Here is a 16831-nt window from a genome sequence, read left to right on the forward strand (position 1 = left end):
CGGACGACCAACCCCGCTTAAAGCGGAATGTTACCGTGCTTCTTGGCCGGCAGCTTCTCTCGTTTTGTGTCCAGCATCTCCAGCGCCTGAATGATCCTGCGGCGCGTCTCACGCGGCTTGATGACGGCATCGACATATCCGCGCTCGGCCGCTACGTACGGGTTGGCGAACTTGTCACGGAATTCGTCGATCTTCTCCTTGCGGACGCCTTCCACGTTTTCGCCCGCCTTGGTGGCTGCCTCCAGTTCGCGCTTGTAGACGATGTTCACCGCGCCTTCCGGCCCCATGACGGCGATCTCCGCCGTCGGCCAGGCGTAGTTCACGTCCGCGCGAATGTGCTTGCTGGCCATGACGCAGTAGGCACCGCCATAAGCCTTGCGGGTAATCACCGTGATCTTCGGCACGGTGGCTTCCGCGAAGGCGAACAGCAGCTTGGCGCCGTGCATGATGATGCCGCCATGCTCCTGCTGCACGCCGGGCAGGAAGCCGGGCACATCCTCAAACGTAATCAGCGGGATGTTGAAGCAGTCGCAGAAGCGCACGAAGCGAGCGCCCTTGATGGACGAATTGATGTCGAGCACACCGGCCAGGAAGTTCGGCTGATTGGCCACGATGCCGACCGGGCGGCCATTCATGCGGGCAAAGCCGATGACGATGTTCTTGGCGTAATGCTCTTGCACCTCAAAGAAGTAGCCATCGTCAACCACGCGGGTGATGACGTCCTTGATGTCATACGGAATATTGCTCTCGTTTGGAACCACCGTATCCAGCTCGGCGTCGGCGCGGTCCACCGGGTCGGTACAGGGCTTCCGCGGAGGCTCCTCAAGGTTGTTCGACGGAATGAAGCTCAGCAGCTCGCGCACCATGGAGAGGCACTCGGCATCGTCATGGGCGAGGAAGTGCGCCACGCCGCTCTTCATGTTGTGGGCCTCGGCGCCGCCCAGCTCGTCCTTGCTGACCTCTTCATGCGTCACGGCCTTGATGACGTCCGGGCCAGTGATGAACATGTAACTGGTCTTATCAACCATGAGGATGAAGTCGGTCATGGCCGGGGAATAGACCGCGCCACCGGCGCAGGGACCAAGGATAGCGGAGATCTGCGGCACCACGCCCGACGACAGAACATTGCGGAGGAAGATATCGGCGTAACCCGCCAACGAGCGCACGCCTTCCTGAATGCGCGCACCGCCCGAATCATTCAGCCCGATCACCGGCGCGCCGACCTTTGCGGCCATATCCATCATTTTGACGATCTTGGCGGCGTTGGTCTCCGACAGCGAGCCGCCAAAGACGGTGAAATCCTGCGCGAAGACGAAGACCAGACGGCCTTCGATGCGGCCGTAGCCGGTGACGAACCCATCGCCATAGATCACCTGGTCGGCCATGCCGAATTCCGTGGTGCGATGGGTGACAAACTTGTCGGTCTCTTCGAAGGTGCCTTCGTCGAGCAGGAATTCAATGCGTTCGCGGGCGGTCATTTTGCCCAGTTTGTGTTCGCGGGCGCGACGCTCGGGGCCACCCCCGGCCTCGGCCAGCTCATCCCTACGCTTCAGTTCGGCAAGTTTTTGTTCCAGGTTCATGGCGGGAAATTATATCGGTGAGTGTTGCTTGCACCAAGCGACAATTGTGCCGTGCAGGCAAGATTTCGCGCCTGTGAATTCGAGGGATTTTGAGCGATTGCAGAGACTCCGCCAGAGCCTGCGGTTATCTGCTATTTGTGCGGAACCTTCTCCGTCAGCAACGCACGAAACTCCGCCAGTTGCTCTCCGGTGAAGGCGCGCTTGGGAATAATGCTGAGCTTGACGTTCGAGGTGTAGAGCACAAAAATCCGATTGCCTTCCCGCCAGTGCGTGTAGGCTCCCCAAGCCGATTCCGAGGAGATCACGTCGCACTTGGAGCGGAGACCTATGTCGGTTATCTCCAAGAATTGCGTGCTATGCGCGGCGGGTTGCGACTCATACTGCTTGCGCGCGGCCCAGCGTGGCAGCACAACAAACAACAGCCCCCAAATTGCGGCAAGTCCAAAGACCGGCCACACCTGCCGTATGGTATTTGACGAGGGGTCGTGTATAAGCAGTGCAATTGACAACACCAGAACGAATGCCAGAATGGCCAGAATGTAACGGCGCGACCAGCGTGAGAAAAAACTGCGGTTCTGATGAACACTGAGTCCGTCGCGGAAATCCTGTTCCGTCATCTGGTAGCTGATCTGCATGGCTTGCATCCTACCAGTGCACGCAGGGGCATACAACGAAGCACTCGATGAATTCCGCTGAAAGCTCCTTGCCGTGCTACTTCATCTGGTTCATCGCGGTCGCTTCCCAGCGATAGCGTTTGCCATCCCAGTAGATGGCGGCCTGCACGCCGATCTCATCTTCCGTCTCGATGACCTGCACGGTCTTCTTCTTCAACAGGCTGTAGCCGATCTTGATGCGATCGAACGGAATGTTGATGAGCACATACTTATTGCCCATGGGCTTGCTGCGCCAGTTGTGGATGATGAGCAGATACGTCGGAACAAATTTCGGATCGATGCTGCCATACCCCAGGCTCATGGAAGGATTGGAGAAGCCGAAGTATTTGCCGTACGGGTCCTGCACCGTGTAGTGCATCTTTTCCGAGAGTCCCAACGGGCTGCTGGAGCTGTTGGCAACGAGAATCAGGTCTTCTCGTCCGTCGTGATCCAGGTCAGCCACCAGCGGCGAATACTTCTTCGACAGCGTGAAGTCCGGACCGAATTCCTGCGCCAGTAGTGCGGCGAAGTCGAGGCCCGGAGGGTTGGCTGCGGCCGCTGGTTGCGGCGGCAACTGCGCTGGGGCCGATTGCGCGGCCAGTACGCCGGTCAGCAGAAGGCAGGCGAAACAGAAGAGGACGGAGCGTGTGGCGGTGCGCATGGCACTACTCTAGACTGAAACCCGCACGAGCGCACCGGGCGGGAACCTAGCTGCTCACCCGTAGCCAACCGGTGTGGTTCCTGATGACTTGCGTATTTCTTAACACCGGGGTTCGCCACTTCGCGTTAGAATGCAGCCTTTCGGGGGCCACGGGTGCGAGTCCTTCTCCTCAGTGATGTCCACTCCAATCTGGAAGCGCTGGATGCCTGCCTGAACGCTGCGTCGCCGTTTGATGCGGTGGCCGTGCTGGGCGATATTGTCGGCTACGGCGCCTCGCCCGGCGAGGTGCTGAAGCGATTGCGCCCCCTGGGTACGGTGTTCGTACGTGGCAATCATGACCGCATCTGCAGCGGCGAAGAGGAGACGGCCTGGGGCTTCAATCCAATGGCTGCCCGCGCCGCCCGCTGGACGCGCGAGCACCTGACGGAGGAGCAGCGTCAGTGGCTGGCCGCCCTGCCCATCGGCCCCGTATCACTGCCGGAGCTTGCAGGCGTGCAGTTCGTGCACGGTTCGCCGCTCAACGAGGATGAGTACGTCCTCCACCAACATTCCGCACGTGCGGTACTGGAGCAGACGGAAGCACAGCTCACCTTCTTCGGACATACGCACATACAGGGCGCGTTCACGCTCGATGGAAGCCTTGTGAATCACCTCTCGCCACGCCATACCGAAGGCAGAGGTGCAAGCCGGTGGCTCCACGCGATGCAGCCTGGAATTCGCTATTTGGTGAACCCCGGCTCAGTGGGCCAGCCGCGCGACGGAGACTGGCGCGCCTCCTTCGCCCTCTACGACTCTGGCACCGCGACCATTGAATTCTTCCGCGTCAGGTACAACCTCGATCTAGCGCAGCAGAAGATCATCTCCGCCGGGCTGCCCGACCGGCTGGCGCTGCGGCTGGCCGAAGGCCGATAGAACATTCCCAAGTATCGTCAGAAATTGACGTAAGCCTGCGGTACCGCACAGCAGGCGTGAGGCGAGAAAATTCGACGCCCCGCTTCGCGCCTCAGTGCGATCTCCGTGGCCGCTCCGCAGTTCTCCACAGAAATCTCCACGGCGGTGAGGCGCGGGATTCGGTAGACTTTCCCCATGCCTTATCGTCCGAAGTTCCGCCCCACCACCGCCGCATCCCTATTCGAGTCCCGCTCGGAGGTCACAGACTTTCCCGCCGAGCACATGGTGGCGCATATCGATGGCGGCGCGCGCGGCAACCCCGGCCCCTCGGGCTTTGGCGCCTACATACAGGATCAGGATGGAAAGGTGCTGGCCGAGCTGAGCGAGTTCCTCGGCTCGCAGACCAACAACTTTGCCGAGTACTCCGGCCTGGTCGCGGCCCTGGAGTACGCCGTGGCGCACGGCTACCGCGCCGTCCGCATCATCAGCGACAGCGAACTGCTGGTGAAGCAGATCAAGGGCTTTTACAAGGTTCGCAGTGAGAGCCTGCTGGCGATCTACCAGGAGGCCACGGCGCTCATCCGCAAGCTCGACGCCTTCCAGATCAAACACGTACTTCGCCACATGAACAAGGACGCCGACCGGCTGGCGAACGAGGCGATGGACCGTGGCACCAAGGGCCTGCGCACCGACCGCGCCGATGCCTACGCCAAGCCTCCGGCGGGCATGCCTGCCGTGGGCCTGCGCCCGGCAAGCGTGACGGCGGCATCCACCCGCCCCGCACAGAACGCGCCTGAAGCGTTGAAGGAAGTGCGCGGCTTTGTCAGCAACGGCCGCGTGGAGTTCACCGGCGAAGCACTGCCCGACGGCATCTTCGTCTACGTGCGCCCGGCAAGGAAGGATTAGCTCATCACGAGCAGAATGTCATGGTGAGCGAAACGCCCCGGCCATGGCCGGGGCGTTTCAGTCGAACCACCTTTTGTCTGAGCGCGCTTCAGCCACGCTCATCTCCACCAACTTCGGCGGCAATCTGTTCTAGACCTACTTGCTGAGCGCCTTCTTGACGGCCTCGCTCACCAGCTTGCCGTCCACGCGCGCGCCGGTGAACTTCGCCATGGCGGCCTTCATCACGTGGCCCATGTCCTTCATGGTCGGCGAACCCATCTCCGCGATGGTGGCGGCAACAGCCTCGGCAATTTCGGCCTCGCCCACGGCCTTCGGCAAATAGCCCTCGATGATCGTGATCTCCTCAAGCTCCTTCTTGGCCAGCTCGGGGCGGTTGCCGTTGGTGAACTGCTCGGCCGAATCCTTGCGCTGCTTGATCATGGTGGAGAGCACCTGCATCTCCTCCTTCTCGTCGAGCGGCGCGCGCTTGTCGATCTCTTTGTTCTTGAGCGCACTCTTGACCATGCGCAGGGTGGAGAGCGGCAGCTCGGCCTTGGCCTTCATCGCCGCAATCATGTCTTTCTGTACTTGCTCGCTGATGCTCATGCGAAGGATTATAGGCCACGCCGGGCGCCAAGCGCACAGACAGCCTGGCAGCCACCTCCTCTTCCAATAGGAGGCGGAAGGATGGGGCACCCGAATCATTCATTTCCGAAAGACTGCGCCACCCGCCGTAACAGCGGAGCTACATGAACAGGATTATAGGCAACATCACCGTACTGCCCACGTTGAATCAGGTTTCATTCTCTCTCATAGAGGCAATCGCTATCTGGGTTCAGCAGTATTCGAAGAGGCAATCGTCTCTCTAGCAGAAGCACCTCAGTTTCCGGCACGCCAATTAGCCTGCTCTGTACTTGCGATGTGAAGAAATTGAATCGCGCATTTAGTGCAATCGAATTGGGGCTCAGATATCTCCACGTTTGATCACTCGAGTTGAACTGTTGACCACTCTTCGAAACGACGTGTTGTTCCAGTGTCCCATTTGCTTGCAAAACCAAAACATCCGATGCAATCCCGTATCCGGCACAATCCTTCCCCATAAAGAGTCGCCAAGTCCCCACGAGTTCAGCGGGATGATCTCCACGAAGGACAGGCCGAGAAGTACAGCCGACAAGCATCAACAGTGCTGCGATCGTCGTTATTTTTTGCAATGAGGACATGGTGATTTCTCATTCCAGTGGTACCAGAATCTCTGTACGCGCATAGGCGGGTGGCCCGTTCAAGCCATTTATGGCTTGAGCGGGGCTGTCTTGGCGGGTGGCGCACCCTTTCGGTTTGTACTCATCGTTCATAATTCCTCGGGTGCCCTACCCTTCTCGCGAAGCGAGAGGGGGGGGGGACCTCACGATCACAAAGCACGAAACCCATCCGTTCTCTTCGCCTCGCCATCCACTCCCATTCGATCTCAACTACTCCATCAATCTCTGTCGCATAATGTCGAAAGCTGGCGGGTAGCCCGTTCAGGCCTCTTATAGCTTGAGCGGGGAACTGCTCGCGCCCTGCAATGGGTACACGTTCACACACTGTGTTGGCCTCTGCGGCATCCTCACAGCGTAGTGCAACAGCAATTTCAACGCGAATGAATTGTGCTTGGAATTGAAGGAAGGATTTGTGAGGCACGGGAAGATGTGAAATGCCGACCCTGGCCTCGGATTGCATTCCGGCATTTTCGCTAAGCTCCCTGGATTGGCCAGCTTCCATCACATTCATTCCCGACATGATGTGCTGATACGTGTGAACGCTATTGGGGCATGTTGTGCTTGAGTGCTTTGACCAGCACAATTTCATCTACATCGCACTCTCACTGCCGGAGCCAAACAACGCTTTGATCCAACTGGCCCAACCGACTCATCCGTGATAAAGCCAAACTGGTCCTCGGCGCCGCAAGACGTTACGAGTTCACACGCGGTATGGGAGAAGCGCTGGATGGCTCCTCCGTTGGTGTGAATCAGAAATTCGCTTGCTGGGAGCCTCCTGCTACGAGCGGCATCTTTGAGAAATAGCGCCGTGCATCATGCGTTGAACTGCTTCTCTGGTACATACGATTTACAAAAACGTGCTACCAATGCAACAATCTTTCCTGTGACGTCAATGCTGTGTTCCCGCTGCGCCGATTCATCTTCCTCGGGTTGCAGGGGCATTCCGGGTGGAATCTGAAGTCCGGTTGCACGTTGCGTCCGCAGGAGAGTGTTGTCGCAATGAAATTGGTTTATGGGATTGGGTTGCTGGTGCTCGTTCCCTGTCTGTTGTTCGGGCAAGGAAGCACTCAGTTGTCCGGAACGGTTGTGGATGCTTCCGGCGCGATGATCTCCGGGGCGACTGTTCAGCTTCTGAATGCGAACGGCGCAGTGCAAAAGTCGGCTGAGGCGGACACGAACGGTTCGTTCATGATTGCCGGAGTTCCGGCAGGAGTTTACCGCCTCGTTGTGTCAAATCCTGGGTTTGAAACCAAGGAGATCTCTGTCAGCCTCGGAAATAGCAAGCCGCTGTCCCCGCTACGTATCTCCCTGGCGGTGGGCTCGGTGAGCACCACTGTGAATGTCCAAGGGCGAGAAGATAGCCTGATTGGAATTGCCCAATCCGCAACGCAGGGAACGGTGGGTGCAGCGCAGATTCAGAGCCGTCCCATCCTTCGCTCGGGAGAAGTCTTGGAGATGGTGCCCGGCGTCATCATTACGCAGCATGCCGGTGGCGGAAAGGCAAACCAGTACTTCCTGCGGGGCTTCAGTCTCGACCACGGCACGGACTTTGCCATCTTCCTCGACGGAATGCCGCTGAACCTGCCGTCGCACGCGCACGGGGAAGGCTACTCGGACATGAACACTGTCATTCCGGAGTTTGTGGAGCGGGTGGACTTTCAGAAGGGTCCGTATTCCGCGGACGTAGGGAACTATGGCTCGGCGGGAAATGCGCATCTGGTGTTCTTCAAAACGCTGCCGAAGAACTTCTTCACGGTCGAAGGCGGTATGTATGGATTTGGCCGGGCGGTTTTCGGCATATCGCAGAAACTCGGCAATGGCAACCTGCTGTATGGCGGCGAGGCATACCACGACGACGGCCCCTGGACGCATCCTGACAACTACTACAAGTTCAATGGATTTCTTAATTACAGCCGGGGCGGTATCGCCAATGGCTTCAGCATCACGGCCCGTGGGTACCACGGAAACTGGCACTCGAGCGACCAGATCCCCGTGCCGGCCCAATCCCTCGTGGGATATTACGGCACGCTGAATCCGACCGATGGCGGCCATTCACAGCGCTATAGCCTGCAGTCAGAGTGGCATCGACAGGGGGCAAGCTCCCTGACGAAGATCATGGCCTACGGCTTCTATTACGATCTCGATCTATTTTCTGATTTCACCTACTACCTGGATGACCCCGTGAAGGGCGATCAGTTTGAGCAGGCAGACAAGCGCTGGGTGGGAGGGATGGACGCGCGCCACACGATCTTCAGCGATTGGTTTGGCCGCAAGATGGAAAACACCTTCGGCGTGCAATTGCGCAATGACTGGATTCACAACGGCCTTTACCAGGTGGAGAACCGCGTGCGTGTCGATAAGACGGATGTTGACACTGGCATGACTCTGCCGGCGGTGACGCAAGCGGATCACTTTACCGATACGCAGGTGGGTCTTTATGCGGAGGACAAAATCCAGTGGGCTCCCAAATTCCGCTCTGTGGTGGCGCTGCGCGGTGACGTGCAACGCTTCGGCGTCACCAGCCTGGTGACCGCAGCCAACAGCGGTACGGCCAGCAAGATGCTTCCCAGCCCGAAGGCAAGTTTGATCTTTGGCCCGTGGGCCAACACGGAGTTCTATATTCAGGGCGGAGCCAGCTTCCACAGCAACGACGGGCGCGGCACAACGCAGATGGTGGAGCCGGTCTCGGGGGAGAACCCCTATCCCAACACGCCAGCCAATAAGATTCCGCCCATGATCCCCACCAAGGGCGCGGAAGTTGGTGTGCGCACCCTGTCCATTCCGCACCTGCAAAGCACGGTCTCCATTTGGTATCTCCACAGCGCCTCCGAACTGCAGCAGTCGGGCGACACGGGCGGCACGACGGCTTCCCGGCAGCCGAGCGACCGCTACGGCGTGGAGTGGGCAAACTATTACACGCCGACGCAACACCTGGCTTTTGACTTTGACCTGGCGAATTCCAAAGCGCTGTTCACTTCTATTGATGGCGATGATGCGGCACCAAACAGTAACGGTGGGCGGCGAGTTCCCGAAGCGGTGGGATTGGTCATTGCCTCGGGCGTGACACTGCATGATCTCCATCGCTTTTCCGGGAGCTTGCGTTTGCGCTACTTCGGCCCGCGCGATCTGACCTCGGACGGACTCTTCCGCTCCAAGACTACGGCGTTACTCAATGGAGAACTGGGGTATCGAATCAACAAGGCGTGGCGCATCTCCGCCGAGTTCCTGAACCTGTTGAACCGCCGCGATGACGACATCACCTACGCCTATGAATCGCGGATTACGCCGGGCACAACGTCAGTATTCTCCAACGTCTCGCATCCCGTGGAACCCTTCCAGGTGCGATTCGGATTGCACTATGTTTTCGGCCTGAACAAGTAAGGACGGATCGACGAACTGCTTCTTTGTGCAACCTGTGCGGAGCCGGGGATTCAGCGTCCCCGGCCATTTTTTCTGGCTGCTTCAGGCGGCGAACGCGCTAGAGGTTCTTCCCGGTGGAGGTCATCACAAACTTGCCGTGCTTGACGCCCTTCATACTGAGCATGTGGTCGGCCAGGTGCTTCACCTCGCCGGCAGGGCCGCGCATGATGACCACCTCGAAGCAGTTCTTTTCGTCCAAGTGGATGTGGGTTGCCGCAAGGATGTTGCCATGGTGATGGTGCTGGGCGTCCGTAAGCTTGCGTGAAAGCTCGGGGCGATGGTGGTCATAGATCATGGAGAGTGTGGCGACCACAGGGCTGTTACTGCTGGCTTCCTCGGCCACCAGCGCATCGCGAATCAGGTCTCGAATGGCCTCCGAGCGATTTCCATAGCCGCGCCGTTCAATCAGCGCGTCGAACTTCTCCAGCAGATCTTCTTCCAGTGAAACGCCTGTTCGAACCAGCTCCGCCATGATCGTCTCCTTTGCCCTCTGCATTGTAGCGAAGCACGGCGGTAGTTTCGAGCGGCGGGTGGCAGAGCTCCTGGATGGAAAAGCGCGTCAAAACTAGATAACACGATTTTATATTTCGTGCTACCATTACTCCACTTCATTTCGTGGACATAGCCGTTCCCCAAGGAGGTTGCGTTGTCCCGTTCTGTCCTGTTGTTTTCTGCATTCTGCATTCTTCTCGGAGTGAACGCCGCGGCTCAGCAGGTTCCGCTGCGCGTGCAAGACTCTTCCGGTATCCCCATCGCCAACGCCAGCATTGAGATTCGCAGCGGTAAATCTGTCCAGTCCATTCGCACCGACCAGACAGGGCAGTATGCTTGGCAGTGCCAGCCCGGCGCCCGCCTGATTGTCAGTGTCATTGGTTTCGAGTCGCAATCGGTCTCCGTAGAAAATTGCTCCTCTCCGCTGGTGTTGAAGCTTGCGCCGGCAACCGTTCACACCACGCTGAACGTGGTTCTCACCGACCCGGGCGTGGCGACCACGGCGACAGCCAGTTCCACCGCGACGGAGATTGACCGCACCGCGGCAAGAACCGTCTTCGATGCGGTGGAAGATCTTTCCCCCAGCGTCTATGTCACGCGGCGCGGGGTGATGGGCTATGGCATTTCCACCAACGGAACCGGCGGAGTGAGCATCCGTGGAATCTCCGGTTCGCCGAACACGGATGTTCTCATCGTGATGAACGGCCGACCGGACTATCAGGGCGAAATGGGGCATCCGCTTCCGGATTTCTATGACCTGTCGGGTGTCGGCAGCATTCGCGTGATTGAGGGCCCCTCCTCGGTGCTTTATGGCACCAACGCCATGGGCGGTGTGGTGGAGATTGAGCCTCGTACGCCGGCCAAGGCGCATGAGTTCGAGTTGACCTCAAGCCTCGGTTCTTACACGACAGGACAGCATCGCTTCTCGGCGGGAATCCGTGAAGGGCGCGGCGTCTATAACCTTGCTGCCAGCGTCAACCACACGAATGGTGACCGCACACAGTCGGGCTTCCGCTCGCAGAATGTTTCGCTTGGCACCAGCTACACGCTTAACAACCTGTGGAAGCTTTCGCTCGACGGCAACTACGGGCACTTCATGGTCGACGATCCCGGCCCTATCACAGCGCCGCTCCGTGGCAGCTACGCCGCGGTTGGCCGCGGGGGCTTCAGCGTCGATCTGGCAAACGCGACGAATCGACTCAACGGCTACACGCGCGTCTATTCCACGTATGGGCACAACTTCATCTCAGATGGATTCCGTTCGGTGGATCGCATCACCGGTGGGCGTGTCTACCAGTCACTGCTGTTGCCGAAGAATGTGAGCGTGGACTTCGGCACCGACGTTGTGAACTACGGCGGCACAGCGCGAACCGCAACCAATCCGGACGCCTATGGCGGCGACCACCAGATTACGGATGCTGCAGGTTTCGTGCGCGGGCGTTGGGTGCCTGTTTCGGGCGTCATGCTCAACGCAGGCATTCGCTACCAGTCAAACTCGCAGTTTGGAGACTTGGCGGTGCCGGAAGCAGGGCTGAGCTGGATGGTGACCAACCGCCTGACATGCTCCGTCTCCGGCGGCGAAGGCTTCCGCAATCCGACGCTTCGCGAACTCTACCTGTTTCCCGGTCCGAACCCGGACCTGAAGCCCGTTCGCATGTGGAGCGGTGAAACCTCCCTGCAGTACCGCGTCTCCTCGAGCCTGGGTGCCTCCACCACGTTCTATTACGCGCACCTGCGCAACCAGATGGCAACGACCGGCTACTGGCCCAACATGCTCGTAGTCAACCAAGGCAAAGCCAACAACCGCGGCGTGGAGACGTCTCTCCGCTGGAAGATCCAGCGACGCATCTCGGGCACGGCAGGCTATGCATACCTGCATTCTTCCAACCTGCAACCGCTGGTGCCGCGAAACAAGATAACGCTGACGATGGATGTGGACCTGAAGAAGGCGATGCTCTACGCAGGCGTGCAGTGCATTGGCCGCCGTTACACCAGCAGTGCACACACCACGGAGCTTGCTGGCTACGCAGTAGCCACGATGAAGCTCAGCGTTCCGATTCAGCAAAACGTCAGCGTTTTTGCTACGGTCGACAACCTGCTGAACCGTGACTACCAGGTCCTGTCCGGCTACCCGATGCCAAAGGTCAATGGAGCGGGCGGCCTCTCGATCCGCTTCTGATGGCTGCACAGAATCATCAACTTCGTTCCATGGTGGTCAGCGCCGCGTTGGGAGCGCTGGCCATCGTGCTGCCCATGGTTTTTCACGCCGTCGGGCTGGGGAGCCACTTCCTCCCTATGCTCCTGCCGCTGCTGTTGAATGCATTGCTGTCCACGGTAGGCTGGGCAGCTTTGACCGCGATTCTGGTGCCGTGGATCTCCGCATTCACCACCGGCATGCCGCCAGTCTATCCGCCGGTTGCGTTGGTAATGAGTGGGGAGGCGATGGCGATGGTGCTGGCTGTGGCTCTGGTACGCCGCGCCAGCAAGCATGTTGCTCCTGCTCTGATCGCGGGTATCCTCGCAGACCGCCTGACAGCGTTCGTGATGATGTATGCGATGTCCACGTATTTCCATCTCCCGCCGCGCGTAGTGGCAGTTGCAACCTTCGTTCACGGAATGCCGGGGATTGCATTGCAACTGGTGGTCATTCCGCTGGTGTTGAAGAGCCTCCACAAGAGAAAGAGTCTGCTATTTGGAACCGATGATGAATGACAAGCGCGAATACTTTGACAGCATTGCCGCGCAGTGGGACGGCTTTCCCGGCCCCGCCGACGCAGCCGAAAAGCAGCGCATCTACATATTGCGCGCCACACAACATCAACCGGCGCGCATCCTCGACCTTGGTTGCGGCACGGGTGTTCTGGTGCCGTTTGTGCGCTCCGTTTGCCCAAATGCGCGGCTGACGGAGATGGACTTTTCCATGGCGATGCTGGAGGTGAACCGCAGTAAGCACGGCAACCATAGTGTCGAGTACCTCTGTGGGGCCATCGAGTCCTGCGACCTGGCGCCGGATACCTTCGATCTCATCCTCTGCTTCAACGCATTGCCGCATTTCGATGTCTCGCGGGCGCTCGCACGTTGCGCAAAGCTGCTGCAGGCTGGCGGGCGCATCGCCATCGGGCACCTGATGAGCAGCGACGAGTTGAATACTTTTCACGGTGCTCTCACGGGACCGGTTGCGCACGATCACCTGCCTTCGGCACTAGCCCTCTGCAAGCTGCTCTCGACGGCGGGACTCACCGTGCTGGAGGCACAGGAACACGCTGGCTGGTACTTCGTGATGGCGGAAAAAACCGGCGAAGGCACTTCAAGTGGCGCGGCGCACAAGTCAAAGTAGAGAAGGGCATTCTGTGAGCTTTCCAATTCGAATATTGGCCATGGTCGCAATCGTGACGGTTGTGGCGCTGGGTTGCCCAATCCTGCCCACGTCAGTTTTGCTCGCGTTGATCGTATTGCTGTTTGGAGCGCAAATCCGGCAGCTTCGCAGCCTGCGGCTCGTGGCAATGCGGAATATTCCTGTTCTTCTGTTTGCGGGTACTGCCTACGTTCTTCGCGGGTATGCGGCGGCGTGGGATGTGCGGTTTCTACTCCGCATTCTATTCATCTATCTAGGCACGCTGATGGGTGCACGGCTCTGCCTGCAGGGAGCTACTCCAATTCCGCGCAATCGTCTGCTGTTCAGGTTCTTTCTATTTCTCCACTTTCTTCGTCACTTTGCGCAGATTCTTCTTGGAGAAACCGAGCGCCTGCTGATTGCGCGCAAAGTTGCCGCGCCGCGCCTGTATTCAAATGGAGGGTTCCGTAGTCTCAGTTTCGCGCTGGCGTCCACCCTGCAAAGGTCGTTGACACGCGCAGAGAACTTCTATGCGGCGCAGTGCCTGAAAGGGCTCGACGCTTGACGCTGGCTCTGGAGGTCCGTGATCTGAGTTTCGGATATGAGCGTGAGCAGCGGGCTCTCGATCACATCAGCTTCCGCGTCGAAGCCGGTGAGCGCGTTGCCCTGCTTGGTGGAAATGGCGCAGGAAAGAGCACGCTTCTCTGGTGTCTCGCCGGACTTCACCCGGCGCAAGGCCGCATGAGCATCTTCGGTCAGGAGCCACGGCTGGCACACGGAAAGATCGGCTTGCTGTTTCAGAATCCGGAAGACCAACTATTCATGCCAACGATCGAAGAGGACCTGATCCTCCCTCAGGTCAATCGTGACTTGCCGGAACAACCGGCACGTTCCATTGCCACCGAGCTATTGGATAAGGTGGGGCTTGCCGCGTGCTCTGACCGGCCAGCTCGGAAACTCAGTGTGGGACAGCGCAAGCGTGCCGCCATTGCTGCGGCTCTTGTGCAGAGCCCGGAAATGCTCCTGCTCGATGAGCCGACGGCGGAACTCGATGGACGCTCAACGCGCGAATTGAAGCAGACTCTTTTGAGCCTTCCCATAACCTTGCTCGTTGCCACCCACGACCTCGCGTTTGCAGCGGCAGTCGCCTCACGCGCGATCCTGCTGAATTCTGGCCGCATCGCGCGCGATGCTCCTATTGAGAAACTTCTGCGTGACGAGAGGCTCCTGCATGAGGCCGGAATTCTTTAACAGGGACTTCATCACTTTCGTTAAGACAGGACGTTGATGCTGGTGGCGAATTTCAGCAAGTCTGGGTCTTGCTTGGTTACGTTGTGGCCCATATTACAGAGCGGCATTGGGGATGCACACACCGCTGTTGCAATGCCGTGAGCAATTCTCGCGAGCGGGAAACCAGCGGCATAGCCATTCAACTACCCCTGACAGCGCCCGGAAAGGTGTTCAGGCCACCGATCTTGTCGATCACAAAATCTACGTTACCAGCGAAACAGCTAACTCCCCCACCCTCTCATTCCGCGAGAAGGATGGGGCACCCGAATCATTCATTTCCGAAAGACTGCGCCACCCGCCCTGCGACAAACAATTCCACTCCAGCCCAACAGCGGATCAAGTTGAACGAAACGCCGCCCATTTCACCTACCCTGACTAAACCAGTGCAACAACGTCCCAAATCCCGCAAACGACACGACACTGATCAGCATATCAATAGCTCCGATGTCATCAGGCAGTTCATAAGCCAGATCGGATTTATTCAATCGATGCTGTCCGCATAGAAACACGCAGCATGATACAGCGCCAACTACAAACGTTTTCCAATCCCACGAATAAAGGACCAGAGCAATCGCGCTCTGCGTAGCGACAAATCCAAGCGAGCAGAACACCAGGATCACTCTTTCACGCGCTAACAGGAGCGAGATTATTGCTCCGATGGAGCATCTGATAACCAGATACCTATTCGCGACATTATCGATATTAGCCACACTGATGATCGAGAAAAGCACGAATTGCCAAACAAGAAATAGATCACGAATATAATTAATATTTCTGGAGAACAACCTTTTTTCTGTCCTCGACATTCAGTACTCCGGCCTCCACAAAGACTTCGTAAACACCTTGTAGCGCGAGGATCTACCTTACCTGCCCCAGCACACAATCTGCTACCCGGCGGGCGGCGCACCCTTTCGCCTTGTACTCATCGTTCATAGTTCTTCGGGTGCCGCAGCATAGCCGCTCAACTGCCCCGGACAACGAGCAAAATGGTGTCCGGGCCACCCGCCTCTTATCTTGGAGACTCCCGCGGGTGGCCCACATTTGCGCGGTGTTCGCAAATGTGGGGGGCGCCATGCCTTATGCGCAACAGACTAACCGCCGGGGCCGTCTGGCGCGAATGAATTGTGCTTGGAATGAAAGGAAGGAAGGTGGGGCTGTCGGCGGGGGGCTTACCCGCCGACCTGGCTCATGGGAATGATGTTATCCATGGCGCGTGGCGGACGCTTGCCGGCCATGAAGCAGCGGAACTGCCGCTCGGCGGCCAATTGCCCCTGGGTGGCCAGCACGCCGTGGAGGTCGAGCGTCGTGTCGTCCATCAGGCAGCGGCGCACGCGTCCGCGCGCGTCCATGCGGAGCCGTTCACAGCGCGCGCAGAACGGGTGCGAGCGCGGTGTAATCCATCCGGTGGTGAGCAGCGCACCGCGCCAGCCGACCAGCAGGCGCTGCGCGGAGGAGTTCGTCGGGGTCTCGGCGTCAAAGCTCTCCAGGCGCAGCCCCGCGCGCACCTCTTCGGCGGAGATAAATTCCGAGTCGCACCAGGCGCGCTCGGTACCGGTACGCATAAGTTCAATGAAGCGCACCTCAAGCTGGCGGGTAAGCGCGTAGTCGAGCAGGCGCGGAACATCGCGCTCCCACGAACTGCGCTGGAGCACGGCGTTGATCTTGACCGGGCCGAGGCCGTAGCGCAGCGCCGCATCAATTCCGTCGAGCGTTTTGCGCAGCTTGCCGCCGCGCGTGATGACCTCAAAGCGCTGCTCGTCGAGCGAGTCGAGAGAGACGTTGACGCGGCCAAGCCCGGCGGCCTTCAGCGCCGGGGCCATCTCCGCCAGCAACGCGCCGTTGGTCGTCAACGTCACTTCATCAATCTGCGGAAACCCGGAGAGCGTCTGCACCAGCTCCACCACGCCGCGGCGCAGCAGAGGCTCGCCGCCGGTCAGCCGCACGCGATGGATGCCGGTCTCCTGCGTCAGCCAGCGGACCATCTCCGCCAGCCGCTCCAGCCGGAGCAGGTCGTCATGCTGCGCGCGCTTCACGCCGTCTTCCGGGCTGCAATAGCAGCAACGGAAGTTGCACTTATCCGTGATGGAAAGGCGCAGCATGCGCAGGCGGCGCTGCGCGGGAGAGAACGGGACGTGCTCTCCCCAAAAAACGGAGGCAAAGTGCAGTGGATTGGCAGTGGGTGTCACTTTGCCTCCTTCAGATGGGCAGTTCAGCACTGATAGCTTTGCAATCGGTTTTCCGTGGGCTGCCACTACGGCAGGCGGTGCCGATTTGCGGGGAACCAACCGGTCCAACATGCTCCTTAAAAAATGCAGGCCCAGAGCTGGATCTCCGGACCTGCGCGCACAGGAGAAACCGCCGAAGCG

The 16831-nt window shown here is 59.0% G+C and carries 15 protein-coding genes; 8 read left to right on the forward strand and 7 right to left on the reverse strand.

Annotated features, from left to right (window positions below):
* Positions 1-17 precede the first annotated feature (17 nt).
* The 3 genes from AC6IZO_RS13675 to AC6IZO_RS13685 all read right to left on the reverse strand — a co-directional run bounded on the left by AC6IZO_RS13675 (position 18) and on the right by AC6IZO_RS13685 (position 2894).
* Positions 18-1580, reverse strand: coding sequence for an acyl-CoA carboxylase subunit beta (locus AC6IZO_RS13675; protein ID WP_497805544.1), 1563 nt, complete (start codon positions 1578-1580; stop codon positions 18-20).
* A gap of 131 nt (positions 1581-1711) precedes the next feature.
* Entirely contained in the window at positions 1712-2215 is a 504-nt protein-coding gene (locus tag AC6IZO_RS13680) for a YcxB family protein (RefSeq protein ID WP_497805546.1), read from the reverse strand.
* Positions 2216-2291: 76 nt separating this feature from the next.
* Positions 2292-2894, reverse strand: coding sequence for a hypothetical protein (locus tag AC6IZO_RS13685; RefSeq protein ID WP_497805548.1), 603 nt, complete (start codon positions 2892-2894; stop codon positions 2292-2294).
* 153 nt (positions 2895-3047) lie between these two features.
* Between AC6IZO_RS13685 and AC6IZO_RS13690 the strand changes: the two genes are divergently transcribed.
* Together AC6IZO_RS13690 and AC6IZO_RS13695 are read left to right on the forward strand one after the other, a co-directional pair.
* A complete protein-coding gene (locus AC6IZO_RS13690; protein ID WP_497805550.1) occupies positions 3048-3806 on the forward strand; it encodes a metallophosphoesterase family protein in 759 nt (252 codons plus the stop codon).
* A gap of 174 nt (positions 3807-3980) precedes the next feature.
* Complete coding sequence (locus AC6IZO_RS13695) at positions 3981-4691, forward strand: ribonuclease HI family protein (protein WP_497805552.1); 711 nt, start codon at positions 3981-3983, stop codon at positions 4689-4691.
* Positions 4692-4826: 135 nt separating this feature from the next.
* Here AC6IZO_RS13695 and AC6IZO_RS13700 read toward each other — a convergent pair whose 3' ends face one another.
* On the reverse strand, positions 4827-5276 hold the full coding sequence (locus AC6IZO_RS13700; protein ID WP_497805554.1) for a GatB/YqeY domain-containing protein: 450 nt from the start codon (positions 5274-5276) through the stop codon (positions 4827-4829).
* 1652 nt (positions 5277-6928) lie between these two features.
* Here AC6IZO_RS13700 and AC6IZO_RS13705 point away from each other — a divergent pair.
* Positions 6929-9310, forward strand: a complete 2382-nt coding sequence (locus AC6IZO_RS13705) for a TonB-dependent receptor (protein ID WP_497805557.1) — start codon at positions 6929-6931, stop codon at positions 9308-9310.
* Between the two features lie 97 nt (positions 9311-9407).
* Here the strand turns inward: AC6IZO_RS13705 and nikR are convergent, their stop codons facing one another.
* Entirely contained in the window at positions 9408-9821 is a 414-nt protein-coding gene (gene nikR / locus AC6IZO_RS13710; protein WP_497805559.1) for a nickel-responsive transcriptional regulator NikR, read from the reverse strand.
* A gap of 174 nt (positions 9822-9995) precedes the next feature.
* Between nikR and AC6IZO_RS13715 the strand changes: the two genes are divergently transcribed.
* Genes AC6IZO_RS13715 through AC6IZO_RS13735 form a run of 5 tightly spaced genes read left to right on the forward strand, consistent with a single transcriptional unit; the run spans position 9996 to position 14426 of the window.
* On the forward strand, positions 9996-12020 hold the full coding sequence (locus AC6IZO_RS13715; RefSeq protein WP_497805561.1) for a TonB-dependent receptor: 2025 nt from the start codon (positions 9996-9998) through the stop codon (positions 12018-12020).
* Complete coding sequence (locus AC6IZO_RS13720; protein ID WP_497805563.1) at positions 12020-12553, forward strand: ECF transporter S component; 534 nt, start codon at positions 12020-12022, stop codon at positions 12551-12553. The genes AC6IZO_RS13715 and AC6IZO_RS13720 overlap by 1 nt, the downstream gene beginning before the upstream one ends.
* Positions 12543-13178 (forward strand): class I SAM-dependent DNA methyltransferase, encoded by a 636-nt coding sequence (locus AC6IZO_RS13725; protein WP_497805565.1) that lies wholly within the window; start codon positions 12543-12545, stop codon positions 13176-13178. The genes AC6IZO_RS13720 and AC6IZO_RS13725 overlap by 11 nt, the downstream gene beginning before the upstream one ends.
* Before the next feature lie 40 nt (positions 13179-13218).
* Positions 13219-13740, forward strand: a complete 522-nt coding sequence (locus tag AC6IZO_RS13730; protein WP_497805567.1) for a hypothetical protein — start codon at positions 13219-13221, stop codon at positions 13738-13740.
* On the forward strand, positions 13737-14426 hold the full coding sequence (locus AC6IZO_RS13735) for an energy-coupling factor ABC transporter ATP-binding protein (RefSeq protein ID WP_497805569.1): 690 nt from the start codon (positions 13737-13739) through the stop codon (positions 14424-14426). Before AC6IZO_RS13730 ends, AC6IZO_RS13735 begins: the two co-directional genes overlap by 4 nt.
* A gap of 401 nt (positions 14427-14827) precedes the next feature.
* Here AC6IZO_RS13735 and AC6IZO_RS13740 read toward each other — a convergent pair whose 3' ends face one another.
* Together AC6IZO_RS13740 and moaA are read right to left on the reverse strand one after the other, a co-directional pair.
* Positions 14828-15271 (reverse strand): hypothetical protein, encoded by a 444-nt coding sequence (locus tag AC6IZO_RS13740; RefSeq protein ID WP_497805571.1) that lies wholly within the window; start codon positions 15269-15271, stop codon positions 14828-14830.
* A 363-nt stretch (positions 15272-15634) separates the two neighbouring features.
* Complete coding sequence (gene moaA, locus AC6IZO_RS13745) at positions 15635-16651, reverse strand: GTP 3',8-cyclase MoaA (RefSeq protein WP_497805573.1); 1017 nt, start codon at positions 16649-16651, stop codon at positions 15635-15637.
* Between the last annotated feature and the right edge of the window lie 180 nt (positions 16652-16831).

The organism is Oryzophilus luti, assembly GCF_059726245.1.

Bases quoted from the DNA above. Each gene is read 5' to 3' on its own strand.
- AC6IZO_RS13675 (WP_497805544.1), bottom strand. From the start codon at position 1,580: ATGAACCTGGAACAAAAACTTGCCGAACTGAAGCGTAGGGATGAGCTG.
- AC6IZO_RS13680 (WP_497805546.1), bottom strand. From the start codon at position 2,215: ATGCAGATCAGCTACCAGATGACGGAACAGGATTTCCGCGACGGACTC.
- AC6IZO_RS13685 (WP_497805548.1), bottom strand. From the start codon at position 2,894: ATGCGCACCGCCACACGCTCCGTCCTCTTCTGTTTCGCCTGCCTTCTG.
- AC6IZO_RS13695 (WP_497805552.1), top strand. From the start codon at position 3,981: ATGCCTTATCGTCCGAAGTTCCGCCCCACCACCGCCGCATCCCTATTC.
- AC6IZO_RS13700 (WP_497805554.1), bottom strand. From the start codon at position 5,276: ATGAGCATCAGCGAGCAAGTACAGAAAGACATGATTGCGGCGATGAAG.
- AC6IZO_RS13705 (WP_497805557.1), top strand. From the start codon at position 6,929: ATGAAATTGGTTTATGGGATTGGGTTGCTGGTGCTCGTTCCCTGTCTG.
- nikR (WP_497805559.1), bottom strand. From the start codon at position 9,821: ATGGCGGAGCTGGTTCGAACAGGCGTTTCACTGGAAGAAGATCTGCTG.
- AC6IZO_RS13720 (WP_497805563.1), top strand. From the start codon at position 12,020: ATGGCTGCACAGAATCATCAACTTCGTTCCATGGTGGTCAGCGCCGCG.
- AC6IZO_RS13725 (WP_497805565.1), top strand. From the start codon at position 12,543: ATGATGAATGACAAGCGCGAATACTTTGACAGCATTGCCGCGCAGTGG.
- AC6IZO_RS13730 (WP_497805567.1), top strand. From the start codon at position 13,219: ATGGTCGCAATCGTGACGGTTGTGGCGCTGGGTTGCCCAATCCTGCCC.
- AC6IZO_RS13740 (WP_497805571.1), bottom strand. From the start codon at position 15,271: ATGTCGAGGACAGAAAAAAGGTTGTTCTCCAGAAATATTAATTATATT.